Here is an 18,144-nt window from a genome sequence, read left to right as displayed (position 1 = left end):
CGGATCGTTCGCGACCGTGCTAACCCGGTCCGGCTCCTCCCCCCCCCCGAGTCGGCCGTGGGGACGACCCCCGCTCTCCCCCCCGGCGGGGGTCGTCGCATGTCCGGACGCGTTTTTGGCTCTCGCGCCACGGCGTCCCCCTCTCTTCGGTCTTTCGGCGCTGCGGCGTCGCGATCAGCATGCCCGTCACGTTGCGTAGCCGACGCACTCCGCTCCGGAAGTCACCGGTATGAGCTACCGGGATATTCACAACTGGTGAGTTGTCCACAGTTTTCCAGCAAGATCCACACGATTTCTTGTTCTCCTGCACGGTGATTCCGGCCGCGAACTTCGCGGAAGCCGGAATCAGGGATACCGGATCAGTGCGAGATCGCGGAGAGACGCCCTCGCGGATACCGGGATCACGTCAGAGATAGGGGGCGGAGATCGTGGCTGGATCCATGACATCCGATCGCTCGCGCGGACCGGACGGACACCGGGCCGGACCGCTGATCCTCACCGAGGACATGGAGTTGCTCGACGACCTGCTGCGCCTGTGCGCGGCGGCCGGCGCCGAGCCGGAGGTGCACCACGCGGTGCCGGAGCGGAAGGGCTCCTGGGAGGACGCGCCGATGGTCCTGGTCGGGGACGACGCGGCGGCCCGCTGCCGGGGCGCCACGCGCAGGCGCGGGGTGATGCTCGTCGGGAAGGACCAGGACGATCCGGGGGTGTGGCGGAGGGCGGTGGAGATCGGCGCCGACTGTGTGCTGCGGCTGCCCGACGCGGAGAGCTGGCTGGTGGACCGCATCGCCGACGCCGTCGAGGGTGTGGGCAGGCCGGCGCTGACCGTCGGGGTGATCGGCGGCCGGGGCGGAGCCGGGGCCTCGACCCTCGCCTGCGCCCTGGCCGTCACCGCGGCGCGGGCCGGCCGGCGCACGATGCTCGTTGACGGCGATCCTCTCGGCGGCGGGCTCGACGTCCTGCTCGGCGGTGAACAGGCCGAAGGGCGGCGCTGGCCGGATTTCGCGGCTTCCAAAGGAAGGGTCGCGAGCGGCGCCCTGGAGGAGTCGCTGCCCTTCCTGCACGAGCTGCGGGTGCTCAGTTGGGATCGTGGGGATTCCGTGGTGGTCCGGCCGGAGGCCATGAGATCGGTGCTCGCCGCCGCCCGCAGGCGCGGTGGTGTGGTCGTCGTGGACCTCCCGCGCCGGGTGGACGAGGCCATGGCGGAGGCGCTGGCCCAGGTGGATCTGGGGCTGCTGGTGGTCCCGGCGGAGCTGAGGGCCGTCGCGGCGGCCGGACGGGTGGCCTCGACGGTGGGCATGGTCCTGCACGATCTGCGCGCCGTGGTCCGCGGCCCGTACGCCGCGGGTCTCGACGAGCAGTGGATCGCCGAGGCGCTCCGCCTCCCGCTGGCGGGTGAACTTCCTGCCGAGCCAGGGCTTTCGGAGGCTCAGGAGAGCGGGGCCCCGCCGGGCTCCCGGGTGCGTGGCCCGCTCGCGGAGTTCTGTGCGGCTTTCTGGGAGCAGGCCCTCGCCGGGGACGGGAGTGTGACCGCATGACGCCCTCGACGCCTCTCGCCGCCGGGCAGGCTTACGCGGCCGGGGGCCTGCTCGACGCCGTACGGCAACGGCTCGCGGAGAGCGGTGCGGAACCGACACCGGCCAGGGTGGCCGCCGCCCTGCGGGCGCAGGGGCGGCTGCTGGGCGACTCGGAAGTGCTCGGCGCCGCCGAGGAGTTACGGTGCGAGCTGGTGGGCACGGGACCGCTGGAGCCGCTGCTCGCCGACCCGTCGGTGACGGACGTGCTGGTCTCCGCGCCCGACCAGGTGTGGGTGGACCGGGGCCGGGGTCTCGAACGTACGGCGGTGTCGTTCGCGGACGCGGCTTCCGTACGGAGGCTCGCGCAACGGCTCGCCGCCGCGGCCGGACGCAGACTCGACGACGCGAGGCCCTGGGTGGACGCCCGGCTGCCCGACGGGACCCGGATGCACGCGGTGCTGCCCCCGGTCGCCGTCGGCTCGACCTGCCTGTCGCTGCGGGTGGTGCGCCCCAAGGCCTTCTCCCTCGCGGAGCTGACCGAGGCGGGCACGGTCCCGCCGGGCGGCGCGGGACTGCTCCGCGCGCTGATGGACGCCCGGCTGTCGTTCCTGGTCAGTGGCGGTACGGGCACGGGAAAGACCACCCTCCTGTCCACCCTGCTCGGGCTGGTCGGAGCGCGCGAGCGGATCGTACTGGCCGAGGACTCGGCGGAGTTGAGGCCCGACCATCCGCATGTGGTGCGGCTGGAGGGCCGTCCCGCCAACCAGGAGGGCGCCGGTCTGGTGACCCTGCGGGACCTGGTCCGCCAGGCGCTGCGGATGCGGCCGGACCGGCTGGTGGTGGGCGAGGTCAGAGGCTCGGAAGTCTCCGAACTGCTGGCGGCGCTCAACACGGGCCACGAGGGCGGCTGTGGCACCGTGCACGCCAATACGGCGGCGGACGTACCCGCGCGCCTCGAAGCCCTCGGGACGGCGGCGGGGCTGGACCGGGCGGCGCTGCACAGCCAGTTGGCGGCGGCGCTGTCCGTCGTGATCCATCTCGTACGGGACCGTAACGGGCGCCGGAGGCTCGCCGAGACACATGTGCTGGAGCGGGACGGGGCCGGGCTCGTGGTGCCGGTGCCCGCGCTGCGCTGGGGGGTTGACGGTTTCGCGTACGAGCGGGGCTGGCCTCGGCTGCGGACGCTGCTCGGGGGTGCGCTGTGACGGCGTCCATGAGAGCGGTGTCCGCGACGGCCCTCCTGTGTGCGGCGGTGCCGTGCGCGGTGGCCGCCGTGCGGCTTGCGGTCCATCAGGAGAGAGGACTGCGCAGGGCCCGGGCCGTGCTCGCGCCCGTCGGCGCGCCCGGACGGTCGGTGCCCGGGGAGCCGCCGTGGGAGCACCTGCCGTCCAAGGCCCTGGAGCGGTTGCGCGGGTTGCCCCGGGAGTGGCTGTGTCTGCCTCCGTCGGTGCTCCTCGCTCTGCTGGGCGGGTCGGTGCTGCCGCTGCTCGGAGGGGTGTTGGCGGTGCCGCTGGTGGGGCGACGGCTGCGCGCCGTCGAGGAGCGGAAGAAGCGGGAGCGGCGGGCCGACGGGATCGTGACGCTCTGCGGCGCGGCCGCGGGTGAGCTGCGGGCGGGGCTCCAGCCCGTACCGGCCCTGCTGGCGGCGGCTGCCTCCACCGGTGGTCTGGGCGGCGCCGAGCCCGCCGTGCTGGCCGCCGCGCGGTTCGGTGGTGACGTACCGGACGCGCTGCGGAGGGCGGCGGGCGAGCCGGGGGCCGAGGGTCTGGCGGGGCTCGCCGCGTGCTGGCGGGTGGCTGTGGACGGTGGCGCGGGGCTGGCCGCCGGGCTGGACCGGCTGGAGGCGGCCCTCCGGGCGGAGCGGGACCAGCGGGAGGCGTTGCGCGCGCAGTTGGCGGGCGCCTGGTCGACGGTCGTGGTACTCGCGCTGCTGCCCGTCGTGGGACTGGCGATGGGCTGGGCGCTGGGCGCGGACCCCCTGCGGGTGCTGCTGCACACCCCGGCCGGTCTGGGCTGTCTGGCCGTGGGCGGCCTGCTGGAGGCGGCGGGGCTGTGGTGGGCGGCGCGGATCGTACGGACCGGGGAGGGCACATGAGCGCCGCCTTCTTCCCAGGGCTGTGGATGGCTGTGCCGCTGCTGGCCGCCGTCGGATGTCTGGGCTTCGCCGTCTCGGCCGGACGGCGCGAACGAATGGTGCGCAGGCGGCTCACGGGCCTTCTGGGCGTCGAGCACCGGCAGCCGCCCTCACCGGCGCGGCCGTGGTCGGCGGAACGGGCCGGTCGCTGGGGCCCGCCGCTCGGTGTGGTGGTCATCGGCTGGGCCCTGCTCGGCGGCGTGACAGGGGTGGCGCTCGGGCTGGCCGGGGCGTACGGGCTCCGCAGATGGCTGCGCACGCACCGGCCGGCCGACGGCGCACAGGCCGACGCGATCGCGGGGCAGCTTCCGCTCGCGGCCGATCTGCTGGCCGCCTGCGTCGCCGCCGGGGCCGGGCCGCGCGAGGCCGCGGAGGCCGTCGGCGAGTCGCTGGGCGGCCCCGTCGGGGAGCGCCTGGCACATACGGCGGCCGAGATCCGGCTCGGTGGTGAACCGGCCGAGGCGTGGGGGAGGTTCGGCGCGATACCGGGCGCCGCCGGGCTGGCCCGCTGTCTGGAGCGGGCGGGCGCCACCGGGGCGCCGGCCGCGGACCCGGTGTCCCGGCTCGCCGACGGCTTCCGGGCGGCCCGGTCGCGGGACGCGGTGGCGCGGGCCCAGCGGGCCCAGGTGCTCATCACCGCGCCGGTGGGGCTGTGCTTCCTGCCCGCCTTCCTGGCGGTGGGGGTGGCCCCGGTGGTCATCGGCCTGGCGAGCGGCCTGCTCAGCGGCGACTGAACTTCTCCGTCGACGAACGACGGACGCACGTCAACGGACTTCGACGATTTCTCACGAGCACACGGGGAGAGCGCTATGGGGCATGTGCGGACACGATGGACACGGCGAGCACGGAGGCTGCGCCGGAACTGGCTGCGCGGGGCGCGGGCCGACACGGGGATGACCACGTCCGAGTACGCGGTGGGCACGATCGCCGCCTGCGCCTTCGCGGCGGTGCTCTACCGGGTGGTCACGAGCGGGTCCGTCTCGGGCGCGTTGCAGGGACTGATCGGCAGGGCGCTCGATGCGCAGTTCTGAGCCGGGCGGTACGGCCCGGGGCCGCCACTTCAGGGCGGGAGGGGCGGACCGGGGTTCGGTGACGGCGGAGGCGGCCGTGACGGTGCCCGCGCTGACGGTCCTCGCCCTGTCGCTGGTCTGGGGGCTGACGGCGGCCGCCGCGCAGATCCAGTGTGTGGACGCGGCCAGGGCGGGGGCGCGGGCGGCGGCCAGGTCCGAGCCCCGGGCCGTGGCGCTGGCCGCCGCCCGGTCGGCCGCTCCGAAGGGCGCCCGGGTCACGCTGGGCCGTACCGGCGATCTGTGGCGGGTCCGGGTGGAGGCACCGACGCCGGGACCGGGCTCACTGGCCCTGACACTCGCCTCCGAGGCCGTCGCGTCGGCGGAGGACGCCCAGGACGGCCTTGGAGGGGCCCCAGGAGGCCCGCAACCGGCGGAGGTGGCTCCATGAGCCGCATGAGCCGGGACCGGGGTGCTGCGACGGTCTGGGCGGCCATGGCCGCGACGACGATGTGTGTGGTCTTCGCCGCGGTGCTCGCCCTGGGTCAGGCGGTCGTCGCACGGCACCGTGCCGGGGCCGCCGCGGACCTGGCGGCCCTCGCCGCGGCCGCCCGCGCGCCGGGCGGTCAGGGCCTCGCCTGCCGGGAGGCGGCCGACGTGGCGGCGGCGCAGGGCGCGCGGGTGGTCCGGTGCGTACTGAGCGGGGAGATCGCGGAGGTGACGGCCGCGGCGCGCCTCGGTCCGTACACGCCCACGGTCAGGGCGCGGGCCGGTCCGCCCCGATCGGCGTATCCGCCGGGCCGGCCTGTTCCGCCGTATCCGGATCCGCAGGCTCCGCCGGTGCCGCCCTGAGCAGTTCGGACAGCAGCCGTACGGCGCCCCGCTTGTGCAACGGGTCGTTGCCGTTGCCGCACTTGGGGGACTGGATGCAGGACGGGCAGCCCGCCTCGCACTCGCAGGAGGCGATGGCCTCACGCGTGGCGCCGAGCCAGGCGCGGGCCGTGCGGAAGGCGCGCTCCGCGAACCCGGCGCCGCCGGGATGGCCGTCGTACACGAAGACGGTCGGCAGGAGCGTGTCCGGGTGCAGCGGTACGGAGACGCCGCCGATGTCCCGGCGGTCGCAGGTGGCGAAGAGCGGCAGCATGCCGATGGAGGCGTGTTCGGCGGCGTGCAGCGCGCCGCCGAGCTGCTCGGGGTTGATCCGGGCCGCGTCGAGCTGGTCCTCGGTGACCGTCCACCACACGGCCCGGGTGCGCAGGGTCCGTGGGGGCAGATCGAGCTTGCTCTCGCCGAGGACCTCCCCGGTGATGAGCCGGCGGCGGAGGAAGGAGACGACCTGGTTGGTGACTTCGACGGAGCCGTAGCACAGACGTCCGGTTCCCCAGGGGATCTCGGTGTCGGTTTCGAGGACGGAGATGGCGGTGGTGTCGCGGGCGGTGGTGGAGTACGGCGGGTTGGCCTCCTCGACCAGGGCGACCGACTCCGGCAGGTCGAGCTGTTTCACCAGGTAGGTGCGGCCCTGGTGGAGGTGGACGGCGCCGTCGTGGACGGCTGTGTGGCTGGCCGCCTCGTCGACCGTGCCCAGCATCCCGCCGGGGGGCGCCGCCGCGAAAAGGTCGGGGGGGCCCCCCCCCGCCCCGCTGTGGGGGGGTAAGGCGGCCCGCCCCCGTCGGGGCGGGCTGTGGGGCTGCCCCCCACGCCCCCGGCCCCCACCCCCGGGCCGGTCCACGCCTCGACGATCTGGACGGGGCGGCCGCCCTCGCCCCGGATGTCGGCGAGATCGGCGGCCCGCTCGCGGCGGGTCCAGTACCAGCCGGAGGCGCGGCGCCGCAGCAGCCCGGCGGACTCCAGCTGCGGCATCAGGGCGGGCGCGGCGGGGCCGAAGAGCGTCAGGTCGTCCTCGGTGAGGGGGAGTTCGGCGGCGGCGGCGCACAGATGGGGGGCGAGGACGTAGGGATTGTCCGGGTCGAGAACGGTGGACTCCACCGGTTGCCGGAACAGCGCCTCGGGGTGGTGGACCAGGTAGGTGTCCAGCGGGTCGTCCCTGGCGACGAGAACGGCCAGCGCGCCCTGTCCGGCCCTCCCAGCCCGGCCCGCCTGCTGCCAGAGCGAGGCACGGGTGCCGGGGTAGCCGGAGATCACGACGGCGTCCAGGCCGGAGACGTCGATGCCCAGTTCCAGGGCGGTGGTGGCGGCGAGGCCGAGGAGTTCGCCGGAGTGCAGCGCGTTCTCCAGCGCGCGGCGCTCCTCGGGGAGGTAGCCGCCCCGGTAGGCGGCGACCCGGCGGGCCAGCGAGCGGTCCACCTCGGCGAGGCGTTCCTGGGCGATGACGGAGATCAGTTCGGCGCCGCGCCGGGAGCGTACGAAGGCGACCGTACGGACGCCCTGGAGGGTCAGATCGGTGAGGAGGTCGGCGGTCTCGGCGGTGGCGGTACGGCGTACGGGCGCGCCCCGCTCCCCGTGCAGCTCCGTGAGCGGGGGCTCCCACAGGGCGAAGACCACCTCGCCCCGGGGGGAGGCGTCGTCGGCGACCTCGCGCACGGGCAGACCGGTGAGCCGGCCCGCGGCCTGGGCGGGCTCGGCGGCGGTGGCCGAGGCGAGCAGGAAGACCGGGTCGGCTCCGTAGCGGGCGCAGACGCGGCGCAGCCGGCGCAGCACCTGGGCCACGTGGGAGCCGAAGACGCCGCGGTAGGTGTGGCACTCGTCGATGACGACATAGCGCAGCGAGCGCAGGAAGGAGGCCCAGCGGGGGTGGGACGGCAGGATGCCCCGGTGCAGCATGTCCGGGTTGGTCAGTACGTAGTTCGCGTACTGCCGGACCCATTCACGCTCCTCCACTGGGGTGTCGCCGTCGTAGACGGCGGGTCGTACGGCGTTGCCGAGCGGGGCGGCGAGGGCCTTCACGGCGCGCCGCTGGTCGGCGGCGAGGGCCTTCGTCGGGGCGAGGTAGAGCGCCGTGGTGCCCCGGCCGTTGGGCGCTTCTGAGCCGTCGAGGAGCGTGGACAGGACGGGGGCGAGGTAGGCGAGCGACTTGCCGGAGGCCGTGCCGGTGGCGATCACGACGGACTCGCCGTCCAGGGCGTGCTCGGCGGCTTGGGCCTGGTGCGTCCACGGATGGTCGATGCCGGCCCGCTGAATGGCGTTGATCACTTCCGCGCGGATGCGGTCGGGCCAGACTGCATGACGGCCCGCACGTGGGGGCAGGTGCTCCGTATGGGTGATGCGCGCAGCACGGCCCGCCCCTGCGGCGAGGCGGTCGAGGACCGTACCTGGAGAGGGGCGTTCGCCCCCGGTCTGCGGGGGTCCACTGGGGCGATGATTCCTGGCCATCGGCATCGAGTGTGTCACTGGCATGACGGACAATGGGCCCAAGGCGTCGTGCATGACTGCTGGTAAGTGATTGAATGCCATCGCGGCTGGCGATACGTCCCCTGGCTCCGTCGGGGAGACCCGAGGGGCGACCGCTCGATAGCAAGGTGCTGGAGGATCCGTGGACCTGTCCCTGTCGACTCGCAATGTGTCCGGCCCTGGTGGCGACCGTACGGTCGTCGAGGTCGGTGGCGAGATTGATGTGTATACCGCGCCCAAGCTGCGCGAGCAGTTGGTCGAGTTGGTGAACGACGGCAGCTACCACCTGGTTGTCGACATGGAGGGCGTGGACTTCCTGGACTCGACCGGTCTCGGCGTGCTCGTGGGTGGACTGAAGCGTGTGCGCGCCCATGAGGGCTCGCTCCGTCTGGTCTGCAACCAGGAGCGCATTCTCAAGATCTTCCGGATCACCGGTCTGACCAAGGTGTTCCCCATCCACACCACGGTCGACGAGGCCGTGGCGGCCACCGACTGAGGTCGGACGCCGCTTTCCGGAGGAGTGGGCAGAGGCACCGGGCATCGCGCCCGGATGCCCGCGCCCGTGAGTTCGCACGCCCGTACGTTCGAGGGGGATCGCATGGCCACCGTTGAACTCCGCTTCAGCGCGCAGCCCGAACATGTCAGGACGGCCCGTCTGGTGGCGGCCGCCGTGGCTCGCCGGGCGGGCGTCGACGAAGCTGTGTTGGACGAGGTCAGACTCGCTGTCGGCGAGGCATGCAGCCGTGCGGTCGGGCTGCACCGCAGTCATGGCATCACCGAACCGGTGCGCGTCGTGCTCACCGAGGAGGAGAAGACTTTCTCCATCGAGGTCGGCGACGGCGTGTCCGGTACGGGCGGCGCCGGTGCCGGGGCCTCGGAGGGCGGTGCGTCCTCGGGCGACTACGAGGGTGACGCCGAGGGCGAGGACGAGATGGGCCTCGCGGTCATCAGCGGCCTCGTCGACGACGTCGAGGTGACATCCGGGGACGACGGCGGCGTCATCCGGATGAGCTGGCCCACGACGCCACCCGTCCCGACGTCCTGATCATTCTCATGTCCTGATCATTCCGTCGGCCGACCCCTTCCGGCCGACCCAGGAAAGGCCCTGCTGAGCAGGGCCTTTCCTATTTCCCCGGGCTTCGTAAACGCTTTTATCCCATTACTCGATTCCCGGGTGATTCCTCATGTCAAGGTCAATTACGCTGTGGCGCGCTCTGTTTTGATCAGGTTCCGCTCCCTACAATCCGTCCATCTTGAACGCTGAGCGTCAAGGAGGACGAATGGCGGGACACTTCCAACCACAACTGTCCGAGCACCCCACTTCTCTCGCGGCCGCGATACTCACGGACGGCAATAGGCTGATCGTGATCGTCATCGCGGTCGTCGCGCTGGCGGCCCTGTTCGTCGCCCAGGTACTGGTGCGTCAGGTCCTGGCGGCCGGTGAGGGCACCGATTCCATGAAGAAGATCGCGGCCGCTGTACAGGAAGGCGCAAATGCCTATCTGGCCAGGCAGTTGCGCACCCTCGGTGTTTTCGCCGCGGTGGTTTTCTTTCTGCTCCTGGTGTTGCCGGCCGACAACTGGTCGCAGCGCGCGGGACGTTCGCTGTTCTTCCTGGTGGGTGCGGGATTCTCGGCGGCCACCGGTTACATCGGCATGCGTCTCGCCGTGCGCAGCAATGTGCGGGTGGCCGCGGCGGCGCGTGAGGCGACACCGGCGGAAGGCGAACCGGAAAAGGATCTGACGGCCGTCTCGCACAAAGCAATGAAGATCGCATTCCGTACGGGCGGCGTGGTCGGCATGTTCACGGTGGGCCTCGGCCTGCTCGGCGCCTCGTGCGTGGTCCTCGTCTACGCGGCCGATGCCCCCAAGGTCCTGGAGGGCTTCGGCCTCGGCGCCGCGCTGATCGCCATGTTCATGAGGGTCGGCGGCGGCATCTTCACCAAGGCCGCCGATGTCGGCGCCGACCTGGTCGGCAAGGTCGAGCAGGGCATCCCCGAGGACGATCCGCGCAACGCCGCCACGATCGCCGACAACGTGGGCGACAACGTCGGCGACTGCGCGGGCATGGCCGCCGACCTCTTCGAGTCGTACGCCGTGACGCTGGTCGCCGCGCTGATCCTCGGCAAGGCGGCCTTCGGGGACTTCGGCCTGGCCTTCCCGCTGATCGTCCCCGCGATCGGCGTAGTGACCGCGATGATCGGCATCTTCGCGGTCGCCCCGCGCCGTGCCGACCGCAGCGGCATGAGCGCCATCAACCGCGGCTTCTTCATCTCCGCGGTGATCTCGCTCGCCCTCGTGGCCGTGGCGGCCTTCGTCTACCTGCCCTCCTCGTACGCGGGGCTGGACGGCGTCTCCGACCGGTCGATCCTCACCCACGGCGGCGACCCGAGGGTCCTGGCCCTGGTCGCGGTCGCCATCGGTATCGTCCTCGCGGCCCTGATCCAGCAGCTCACCGGCTACTTCACCGAGACCTCCCGGCGTCCGGTCAAGGACATCGGCAAATCCGCCCTGACGGGCCCCGCCACGGTCGTCCTCGCGGGCATCGCCATCGGCCTGGAGTCCGCCGTCTACACGGGGCTGCTGATCGGTCTCGCGGTGTACGGGGCCTTCCTGCTCGGCGGTACGTCGATCATGCTCGCCCTCTTCGCGGTGGCCCTGGCCGGCACCGGGCTGCTCACCACCGTGGGCGTCATCGTCGCCATGGACACCTTCGGGCCGGTCTCCGACAACGCCCAGGGCATCGCCGAGATGTCCGGGGACGTGACGGGCGCGGGCGCCCAGGTGCTCACCGACCTCGACGCCGTGGGGAACACCACCAAGGCGATCACGAAGGGCATCGCCATCGCCACGGCCGTGCTCGCCGCGGCGGCGCTCTTCGGCTCGTACCGGGACGCCATCGCGACGGCCGTGGCGGACGTCGGCGCGAGGGCGGGCGAACTCACGCTCAGCCTGGACATCTCCCAGCCCAACAACCTGGTCGGGCTGATCCTCGGTGCCGCGGTCGTCTTCCTCTTCTCCGGGCTGGCGATCAACGCGGTGTCCCGGTCGGCCGGCTCGGTGGTCTACGAGGTACGGCGGCAGTTCCGCGAGCACCCCGGGATCATGGACTACACGGAGAAGCCCGAGTACGGGCGCGTCGTGGACATCTGCACCAAGGACGCGCTGCGCGAGCTGGCGACACCCGGCCTGCTCGCGGTGCTCACCCCGATCGCCGTGGGCTTCTCGCTCGGGGTCGGCGCGCTCGGATCGTTCCTCGCGGGCGCGATCGGCACCGGCACCCTGATGGCCGTCTTCCTCGCCAACTCCGGCGGCGCCTGGGACAACGCGAAGAAGCTGGTCGAGGACGGGCACCACGGCGGCAAGGGCAGTGACGCGCACGCCGCGACGGTCATCGGGGACACCGTCGGTGACCCGTTCAAGGACACGGCGGGCCCCGCCATCAACCCGCTGCTCAAGGTGATGAACCTGGTCGCGCTGCTGATCGCCCCGGCGGTCGTGCAGTTCAGCTACGGGGACGACGCCAGCGCGGGGATCCGCGCGCTGGTCGCGGTCCTCGCCATCGCCGTCATCGTGGGCGCGGTCTACGTCTCCAAGCGGCGCTCGGTCACCGTGGACGACGCGGAAGGAGGCGGTGGGGAGGGCAGCGGCGGCGGCAGCGAGAAGTCGCCCGATCCGGTGGCGGCCTCATGACAGCCGGTCATTCACCGATCGCCTACCGATCGCCCACCGACCGATTCTCCGCACTTCTCGCCGCCTGATTGATCGAAATCGATCAAGACGGGGGCCGGTCAAGAAACGTACGGACGGCGCGGACTGACGCGCCGTCCGTACCCGGCCGGAGGGGGCCGGCCCGCACCGGACCCAGCCACCGGGGGCCGTGCGCAGGGACCCGCGCCGTCCCGGAGCGGGCCGTACGCGTGAGGTGTCTCTCCCTTGGTGCAAATGGCTGCAATAGCCTACGTACCGGACGTCCGGCGCATGGGTGGCGCCCCGACGCCGTGTATGTTCCGGGGCCGAGAGCCTTGGAAGGGACCCATCCGGTGAACAAGAAGCTTGTGGCCGCGCTGTCCGGCGGTGCGGTACTGCTCATGGCGCTGTCCGGTTGCAGTGGCGACGACAACGACAGCAAGGTGAACGACTGGGCCAAGAAGGTCTGCGACCAGGTCCAGCCACAGCTGAAGAAGATCGCGGACGCCAACACGTCGATCCAGCAGGCGACCTCCGACAGCAGCAAGCCCGCCGACGTCCAGTCGACGGACGCCGCCGCCTTCCAGTCCATCTCCCAGGCGTACAAGTCGCTGGGCGCCGCCGTGAACAGCGCGGGCGCCCCGCCCGTCACGGACGGCGAGAAGACCCAGCAGGAGGCGGTCAAGGAGCTGAACGCCACCGCGGCGTCCTACGGCGGCCTCAAGACGAAGGTCGACGAGCTGGACACCAAGGACCAGGCGAAGTTCGCCGACGGCCTCAAGGGCGTCGCGGACGAACTGGCCACCCTCAGCAAGAGCGGTGACCAGGCGCTCCAGAAGCTCCAGTCCGGCGATGTCGGCAAGGCCATGGCGAAGCAGCCCGGCTGCCAGAAGCCCACGGCCGGCGGCTCGTCCGCCTCTCCCACGACGGCGGGCAGCCAGTCCTGACCGGCGCGGCGGAGTCCGCACGCGGCCCACGGGCCGCGGCGCGCGGCACGCGCTCTCGGACGCGGCACACGCGGCCCGGCCCGGACCCACGCGTCCAGGGGCCGGGCCGCGGGCCGTTGTCGGTGGGAGACGCCACAATGGGCAGGTGAGTACGACCAGTCTTCCCTCGCCCGACCACTCGCCCCGACTCCGTGCGGCCCTCCTCGCCGCCGACTTCACCGCCGACGGCCTCCTGGAGCTGCTCGGTGCCCCCGCCTACGCCGCCCTGGCCCGCAGCGAGACCGTGCCCGCCCTGCGCGCCACCCGGGGCGACACACCGCTCGAAACGCTCGTCCGGCTCTTCCTGCTCCAGCGGCCCGTCCCCCTGGAGCGCGCGGAAGCCGCCCTTCCGCTGGACGACGCGCTGACCGGCGGCTGGGTCGTACGGGACGGCGCGCAGATCACCGCCGCCGTGGACGTCCGGCCGTACGGCGGGCCCGAGGGGCAGGACTGGTTCATCGTCTCCGACCTGGGCTGCTCCGTCGGCGGCGCCGCCGGGGCGAGCGGTCATGACGACGGCGTGGTGCTCGGTGTCGGCGGCGCCTCGACGACCCTGGCCGGGCTGACGGTCCGTACCCCCGTGGGCAGCGCGCTCGACGTGGGCACGGGCTCCGGCATCCAGGCGCTGCACGCCGCGCAGCACGCCACCCGTGTCACCGCCACCGATCTCAACCCCCGGGCGCTGGGCTTCACCCGGCTGACGCTGGCGCTCTCCGGCGCGCCCGCCGCCGAGCTGCGCGAGGGCTCCCTCTTCGAACCGGTCGGGGACGAGACGTACGACCTGATCGTCTCCAACCCGCCGTTCGTCATCTCCCCCGGCGCCCGGCTGACCTACCGGGACGGCGGGATGGGCGGGGACGATCTGTGCCGCACGCTCGTTCAGCAGGCGGGCGACCGGCTGAACGAGGGGGGATACGCGCAGTTCCTCGCCAACTGGCAGCACGTGGAGGGGGAGGAGTGGCAGGAGCGGCTGCGCTCGTGGGTGCCGCGCGGCTGCGACGCCTGGATCGTGCAGCGCGAGGTCCAGGACGTCACGCAGTACGCCGAGCTGTGGCTGCGCGACAGCGGCGACCACCGCAGCGATCCGCAGGCGTACGCGGCGCGCTACGACGCCTGGCTGGACGAGTTCGAGGCCCGTGGCACGAAGGCCGTCGGTTTCGGCTGGATCTCGCTCAGGAAGTCGGGCGCCGCGCAGCCGTCGATCGTCGTGGAGGAGTGGCCGCACTCGGTGGAGCAGCCGCTCGGCGAGAGCGTACGGGCCCACTTCGAGCGGCAGGACTATCTGCGGGCCAGGGATGACGCCGCGCTGCTCGCCGACCACTTCGTCCTCGCGGCCGAGGTCGTCCAGGAGCAGGTCGGACTGCCGGGCGCCGAGGACCCCGAGCATGTCGTGCTCCGGCAGAACCGCGGGATGCGCCGGGCCACCAAGGTCGACACCGTCGGCGCCGGGTTCGCGGGGGTCTGTGACGGATCCCTGAGCGCCGGGCGGATCCTGGACGCGATCGCCCAGCTCATGGGGGAGGACCCGGTCCTGCTCCGCGACCGGACCCCGCAGTCGATCCGGCTGCTCGTGGAGGAGGGCTTCCTGGAACCGGCCTCGCGGGGATGAGTCCTCCCGGGTGAGCTCGGTGGCTCGGTGGCTCGGTGGCTCGGTGGCCCGGTGGCCCGGCTGCCCGGCCGACCGCGATGTGCCGCGTTCACCCGGAGTTCGCGCCGGGTATGTCCCGGGCTGCCAGCATCCGCCTCCAGGGGATTCCCGGCGCTCCGGAACGGGCGCCACGGAGGAACGGGGGCGGGCATGGAGAGCGAGCCGGCGATCTTCGCGGGAGTGGTGTTCACGCTGTTCGGGGCGGGGCTGCTGGTGTGGACGGGGGCTCGCGTGCTGCACCGGGAGCCGGTGGCCCACGGCGTCCGGCCTGCGGCGTCCATCACGCTCGCCACACTCTCGGGCGTGGTCTTTCTCGCTCTCGGCGTGTGGTGCTTCGGTCGTATCTGATCCAAGCGCCCCACCGTCCGTGGACAACCGCCGGGCCATGATCGTCCCGGCCCGCCGCGCCGCGCCGCCACCGCCCCGGACCTGCCGCTGAAGCACGCCGGACCTGGGCCGGACCTGCGCCGGGGACCGGTCGGGCCCCGCGCCGCGCGCCCCACGAGGCACCTCTGCCCGACCCGCCCCGGGCGCCCCGGGGCACCCACCGCCGACCGGGTCCGACGCGACGGGCGCGGGGGTCCGGGCGGCAGGAATGGCTGGAGTCGGGTTACCGTTCGAGTGGCCGTTGCGGTCTTTCGTCGTTTGACACGGGGGCGGGTTGTACCGTCACACTCCGCAGCGAAGCAGCGTCATCGCTGGGCGGTCCCGCGCCCCGCCGTGCCGTTCTGCCGTACTGCCGTACGGGCCCACCCAGTGTCGACCGGAGAGAAGAGCGAAGTTGTCCCCGACCAGCGAGACCGCACACGGCGGCCGCCGACTCGTCATCGTCGAGTCGCCTGCCAAGGCGAAGACGATCAAGGGCTACCTCGGCCCTGGCTATGTCGTCGAGGCGAGCGTCGGGCACATCCGCGACCTCCCGCACGGCGCCGCCGAGGTGCCCGAGAAGTACACCGGCGAGGTGCGCCGCCTCGGTGTGGACGTCGAGCACGACTTCCAGCCCATCTACGTCGTCAACTCGGACAAGAAGGCGCAGGTCAGAAAGCTCAAGGAGCTGCTGGCCGAATCCGACGAGCTCTACCTCGCCACCGATGAGGACCGCGAGGGCGAAGCCATCGCGTGGCACCTCCAGGAAGTCCTCAAGCCCAAGGTCCCCGTCCACCGGATGGTCTTCCACGAGATCACCAAGGATGCGATCCGGGCCGCCGTCGCCAACCCGCGCGAGCTGAACACGCGCATGGTCGACGCCCAGGAGACGCGCCGTATCCTCGACCGGCTCTACGGCTACGAGGTCTCGCCGGTCCTGTGGAAGAAGGTCATGCGCGGCCTCTCCGCGGGCCGCGTCCAGTCCGTCGCCACCCGGCTCGTCGTCGAGCGCGAGCGCGAGCGCATCGCCTTCCGCTCCGCCGAGTACTGGGACCTGACGGGCACGTTCTCCACGGGCCGCCCCGGCGACCCCTCCGACCCGTCCTCCCTGGTCGCCCGGTTGAACTCGGTCGACGGCCGGCGCGTCGCCCAGGGCCGTGACTTCGGCCCGGACGGCCGGCTCAAGTCCGACCAGGTGCTGCACCTCGACGAGGCGAACGCGCGGGCGCTGGCCGCCGCGCTGACGGACTCGTCCTTCTCCGTGCGCTCGGTCGAGTCCAAGCCGTACCGCCGCTCCCCGTACGCGCCCTTCCGCACCACGACGCTCCAGCAGGAAGCCTCGCGCAAGCTCGGCTTCGGGGCGAAGTCCACGATGCAGGTGGCGCAGAAGCTGTACGAGAACGGCTTCATCACCTATATGCGTACGGACTCCACGACGCTCTCCGACACCGCGGTCTCGGCGGCCCGTGCCCAGGTCACGCAGTTGTACGGGGCGAGCTATCTGCCGGACAAGCCGCGTACGTACGCCGGGAAGGTCAAGAACGCGCAGGAGGCGCACGAGGCGATCCGTCCCTCGGGCGACCGTTTCCGCACCCCGGCGGAGACCGGACTGAGCGGTGACCAGTTCCGGCTGTACGAGCTGATCTGGAAGCGGACCGTCGCCTCCCAGATGAAGGACGCGGTCGGCAACAGCGTCACCGTCCGGATCGGCGGGACGTCGAGCGACGGCCGGGACGCCGAATTCACCGCCTCCGGCAAGACGATCACCTTCCACGGCTTCATGAAGGCGTACGTCGAGGGCGCGGACGACCCGAACGCGGAGCTGGACGACCGCGAGCGCAGGCTGCCGCAGGTCGCGGAGGGCGACGCGCTCTCCGCCGAGGAGATGTCGGTCGACGGCCACGCCACCAAGCCGCCGGCCCGCTACACCGAAGCGTCGCTGGTCAAGGAGTTGGAAGAGCGCGAGATCGGCCGCCCGTCGACGTACGCCTCCATCATCGGCACCATCCTCGACCGCGGTTACGTCTTCAAGAAGGGCACGGCGCTCGTACCGTCCTTCTTGTCCTTCGCCGTCGTCAACCTGCTGGAGACGCACTTCGGCCGCCTGGTCGACTACGACTTCACGGCCAAGATGGAGGACGACCTCGACCGCATCGCCCAGGGCGAGGCCCAGGCCGTGCCGTGGCTCAGGCGCTTCTACTTCGGCGAGGGCGACGACAACGCGGGAGCGGCCTCCAGCGCGGGCAACGGCGACGGGGACCACCTCGGCGGCCTCAAGGAACTCGTCACCGACCTCGGCGCGATCGACGCCAAGGAGATCTCCTCGTTCCCCGTCGGCGACGGCATCATGCTGCGCGTCGGACGGTACGGGCCCTACGTGGAGCGCGGCGAGAAGGACGCGGAGGGCCACCAGCGCGCCGACGTGCCCGAGGAGATGGCACCCGACGAGCTGACCGTCGCGTACGCGGAGGAGCTGCTGGCCAAGCCGAGCGGCGACTTCGAGCTGGGCGCCGACCCGGTCACCGGAAACCAGATCGTGGCGAAGGACGGCCGCTACGGCCCGTACGTCACCGAGATCCTGCCGGACGGTACGCCGAAGACCGGCAAGAACGCGGTGAAGCCCCGTACCGCCTCGCTCTTCAAGTCCATGGCGCTCGACACCGTCACCATCGACGACGCGCTCAAGCTGATGTCGCTGCCCAGGGTGGTCGGGACCGACGCCGAGGGCGTCGAGATCACCGCGCAGAACGGCCGCTACGGCCCGTATCTCAAGAAGGGCACCGACTCGCGGTCGCTGACCAGCGAGGACCAGCTCTTCGACATCACCCTCGAAGAGGCGCTGGCGATCTACGCCCAGCCCAAGCAGCGGGGCAGGGCCGCGGCCAAGCCGCCGCTGAAGGAGCTGGGCACGGACCCGGTGAGCGAGCGCCCCGTGGTCGTGAAGGACGGGCGGTTCGGCCCGTACGTCACGGACGGCGAGACGAACGCGACCCTGCGCACGGACGACAGCGTCGAGGGGATCACCCCGGAACGCGGGTACGAACTGCTCGCGGAGAAGCGCGCGAAGGGCCCGGCCAAGAAGACCGCCAAGAAGGCGGCGAAGAAGGCCCCGGCCAAGAAGGCGCCCGCCAAGAAGGCGACGACGGCGAAGAAGACCGCCGCGAAGAAGACGACGGCCAAGAAGGCGGCCGGAGCCGGTACGGCGACCGCGGCGAAGAAGACGGCTGCCAAGAAGGCGTCGGCCTCGGCCAAGGGTTCGACGAGTACGGACGCGTAGCGGCGGTACGCGGGTGGGCGTCGCCGAGCGGCGCCCACCCGGAGAAAGCCCCGGGAGCGGGGCGACGAGGCCGGGGACCGGGGCGGGGCGTGCCCCGGCGGTCCCGCGTGGGCGGCCACGTGGTCGTTTGTTCGGACGGGGCTCCAGGGTTGTCGGTGCGGCCGGATAGGCT

The 18,144-nt window shown here is 72.5% G+C and carries 14 protein-coding genes and 2 pseudogenes; 14 read left to right on the top strand and 2 right to left on the bottom strand.

Annotation, left to right across the window (positions count from 1 at the left end):
* The first annotated feature begins 440 nt into the window (after window positions 1-440).
* From ssd to ACFXPK_RS14425, 7 genes are all read left to right on the top strand, one after another.
* Window positions 441-1,538, top strand: a complete 1,098-nt coding sequence (gene ssd / locus ACFXPK_RS14455) for a septum site-determining protein Ssd (protein WP_385075162.1) — start codon at window positions 441-443, stop codon at window positions 1,536-1,538.
* On the top strand, window positions 1,535-2,722 hold the full coding sequence (locus ACFXPK_RS14450) for a TadA family conjugal transfer-associated ATPase (protein WP_385075159.1): 1,188 nt from the start codon (window positions 1,535-1,537) through the stop codon (window positions 2,720-2,722). Before ssd ends, ACFXPK_RS14450 begins: the two co-directional genes overlap by 4 nt.
* 8 nt (window positions 2,723-2,730) lie before the next feature.
* Window positions 2,731-3,612 carry a type II secretion system F family protein gene (locus ACFXPK_RS14445; RefSeq protein WP_385075156.1) on the top strand — a complete coding sequence of 294 codons (882 nt, stop codon included), beginning with the start codon at window positions 2,731-2,733 and terminating at the stop codon, window positions 3,610-3,612.
* Window positions 3,609-4,385, top strand: a complete 777-nt coding sequence (locus tag ACFXPK_RS14440) for a type II secretion system F family protein (RefSeq protein WP_385075153.1) — start codon at window positions 3,609-3,611, stop codon at window positions 4,383-4,385. The genes ACFXPK_RS14445 and ACFXPK_RS14440 overlap by 4 nt, the downstream gene beginning before the upstream one ends.
* Before the next feature lie 75 nt (window positions 4,386-4,460).
* Complete coding sequence (locus ACFXPK_RS14435) at window positions 4,461-4,682, top strand: DUF4244 domain-containing protein (protein ID WP_384994797.1); 222 nt, start codon at window positions 4,461-4,463, stop codon at window positions 4,680-4,682.
* A complete protein-coding gene (locus ACFXPK_RS14430; protein WP_385075150.1) occupies window positions 4,669-5,109 on the top strand; it encodes a TadE family type IV pilus minor pilin in 441 nt (146 codons plus the stop codon). Before ACFXPK_RS14435 ends, ACFXPK_RS14430 begins: the two co-directional genes overlap by 14 nt.
* Complete coding sequence (locus tag ACFXPK_RS14425; RefSeq protein WP_385075147.1) at window positions 5,106-5,510, top strand: Rv3654c family TadE-like protein; 405 nt, start codon at window positions 5,106-5,108, stop codon at window positions 5,508-5,510. Before ACFXPK_RS14430 ends, ACFXPK_RS14425 begins: the two co-directional genes overlap by 4 nt.
* On the opposite strand, the pseudogene ACFXPK_RS14420 reads toward ACFXPK_RS14425, so the two are convergent.
* Both ACFXPK_RS14420 and ACFXPK_RS14415 read right to left on the bottom strand, forming a co-directional pair.
* A pseudogene (locus tag ACFXPK_RS14420) lies at window positions 5,416-6,246 on the bottom strand (Zn-binding domain-containing protein); the annotation flags it as partial. The gene ACFXPK_RS14425 and the pseudogene ACFXPK_RS14420 overlap by 95 nt on opposite strands.
* A gap of 129 nt (window positions 6,247-6,375) precedes the next feature.
* Window positions 6,376-8,069 (bottom strand): annotated as a pseudogene (locus tag ACFXPK_RS14415) (DEAD/DEAH box helicase); the annotation flags it as partial.
* A 79-nt stretch (window positions 8,070-8,148) separates the two neighbouring features.
* On the opposite strand from ACFXPK_RS14415, the gene ACFXPK_RS14410 reads away from it, so the two are divergent.
* The 7 genes from ACFXPK_RS14410 (at window position 8,149) to topA (ending at window position 17,972) form a co-directional block, all read left to right on the top strand.
* Window positions 8,149-8,502 carry an STAS domain-containing protein gene (locus ACFXPK_RS14410; RefSeq protein ID WP_003967428.1) on the top strand — a complete coding sequence of 118 codons (354 nt, stop codon included), beginning with the start codon at window positions 8,149-8,151 and terminating at the stop codon, window positions 8,500-8,502.
* Between the two features lie 102 nt (window positions 8,503-8,604).
* A complete protein-coding gene (locus ACFXPK_RS14405; RefSeq protein WP_384994788.1) occupies window positions 8,605-9,051 on the top strand; it encodes an ATP-binding protein in 447 nt (148 codons plus the stop codon).
* A 235-nt stretch (window positions 9,052-9,286) separates the two neighbouring features.
* A complete protein-coding gene (locus tag ACFXPK_RS14400; RefSeq protein ID WP_385075144.1) occupies window positions 9,287-11,698 on the top strand; it encodes a sodium-translocating pyrophosphatase in 2,412 nt (803 codons plus the stop codon).
* A 350-nt stretch (window positions 11,699-12,048) separates the two neighbouring features.
* Window positions 12,049-12,642: a small secreted protein gene (locus ACFXPK_RS14395; RefSeq protein WP_385006875.1), complete on the top strand. Its 594-nt coding sequence runs from the start codon at window positions 12,049-12,051 to the stop codon at window positions 12,640-12,642.
* Window positions 12,643-12,787: 145 nt separating this feature from the next.
* Window positions 12,788-14,290, top strand: coding sequence for a methyltransferase (locus tag ACFXPK_RS14390; protein WP_385075141.1), 1,503 nt, complete (start codon window positions 12,788-12,790; stop codon window positions 14,288-14,290).
* 189 nt (window positions 14,291-14,479) lie between these two features.
* Window positions 14,480-14,677: a hypothetical protein gene (locus ACFXPK_RS14385; RefSeq protein ID WP_385006879.1), complete on the top strand. Its 198-nt coding sequence runs from the start codon at window positions 14,480-14,482 to the stop codon at window positions 14,675-14,677.
* A 433-nt stretch (window positions 14,678-15,110) separates the two neighbouring features.
* On the top strand, window positions 15,111-17,972 hold the full coding sequence (gene topA / locus ACFXPK_RS14380) for a type I DNA topoisomerase (protein WP_385075137.1): 2,862 nt from the start codon (window positions 15,111-15,113) through the stop codon (window positions 17,970-17,972).
* The last annotated feature ends 172 nt before the right edge of the window (window positions 17,973-18,144 follow it).

Origin of the sequence: Streptomyces sp. NPDC059142 (assembly GCF_042755665.1) — a bacterium.
Classification (GTDB): Bacteria; Actinomycetota; Actinomycetes; order Streptomycetales; family Streptomycetaceae; genus Streptomyces.
Note: the sequence above shows the minus strand (reverse complement) of the source record. Positions and strands in the feature narration are given on the sequence as shown.

What these genes read in the sequence shown, in the direction of transcription:
- ssd (WP_385075162.1), top strand. Translation starts at nt 441, where the DNA reads ATGACATCCGATCGCTCGCGCGGACCGGACGGACACCGGGCCGGACCG.
- ACFXPK_RS14450 (WP_385075159.1), top strand. Translation starts at nt 1,535, where the DNA reads ATGACGCCCTCGACGCCTCTCGCCGCCGGGCAGGCTTACGCGGCCGGG.
- ACFXPK_RS14445 (WP_385075156.1), top strand. Translation starts at nt 2,731, where the DNA reads ATGAGAGCGGTGTCCGCGACGGCCCTCCTGTGTGCGGCGGTGCCGTGC.
- ACFXPK_RS14440 (WP_385075153.1), top strand. Translation starts at nt 3,609, where the DNA reads ATGAGCGCCGCCTTCTTCCCAGGGCTGTGGATGGCTGTGCCGCTGCTG.
- ACFXPK_RS14435 (WP_384994797.1), top strand. Translation starts at nt 4,461, where the DNA reads ATGGGGCATGTGCGGACACGATGGACACGGCGAGCACGGAGGCTGCGC.
- ACFXPK_RS14430 (WP_385075150.1), top strand. Translation starts at nt 4,669, where the DNA reads ATGCGCAGTTCTGAGCCGGGCGGTACGGCCCGGGGCCGCCACTTCAGG.
- ACFXPK_RS14425 (WP_385075147.1), top strand. Translation starts at nt 5,106, where the DNA reads ATGAGCCGCATGAGCCGGGACCGGGGTGCTGCGACGGTCTGGGCGGCC.
- ACFXPK_RS14405 (WP_384994788.1), top strand. Translation starts at nt 8,605, where the DNA reads ATGGCCACCGTTGAACTCCGCTTCAGCGCGCAGCCCGAACATGTCAGG.
- ACFXPK_RS14400 (WP_385075144.1), top strand. Translation starts at nt 9,287, where the DNA reads ATGGCGGGACACTTCCAACCACAACTGTCCGAGCACCCCACTTCTCTC.
- ACFXPK_RS14385 (WP_385006879.1), top strand. Translation starts at nt 14,480, where the DNA reads ATGGAGAGCGAGCCGGCGATCTTCGCGGGAGTGGTGTTCACGCTGTTC.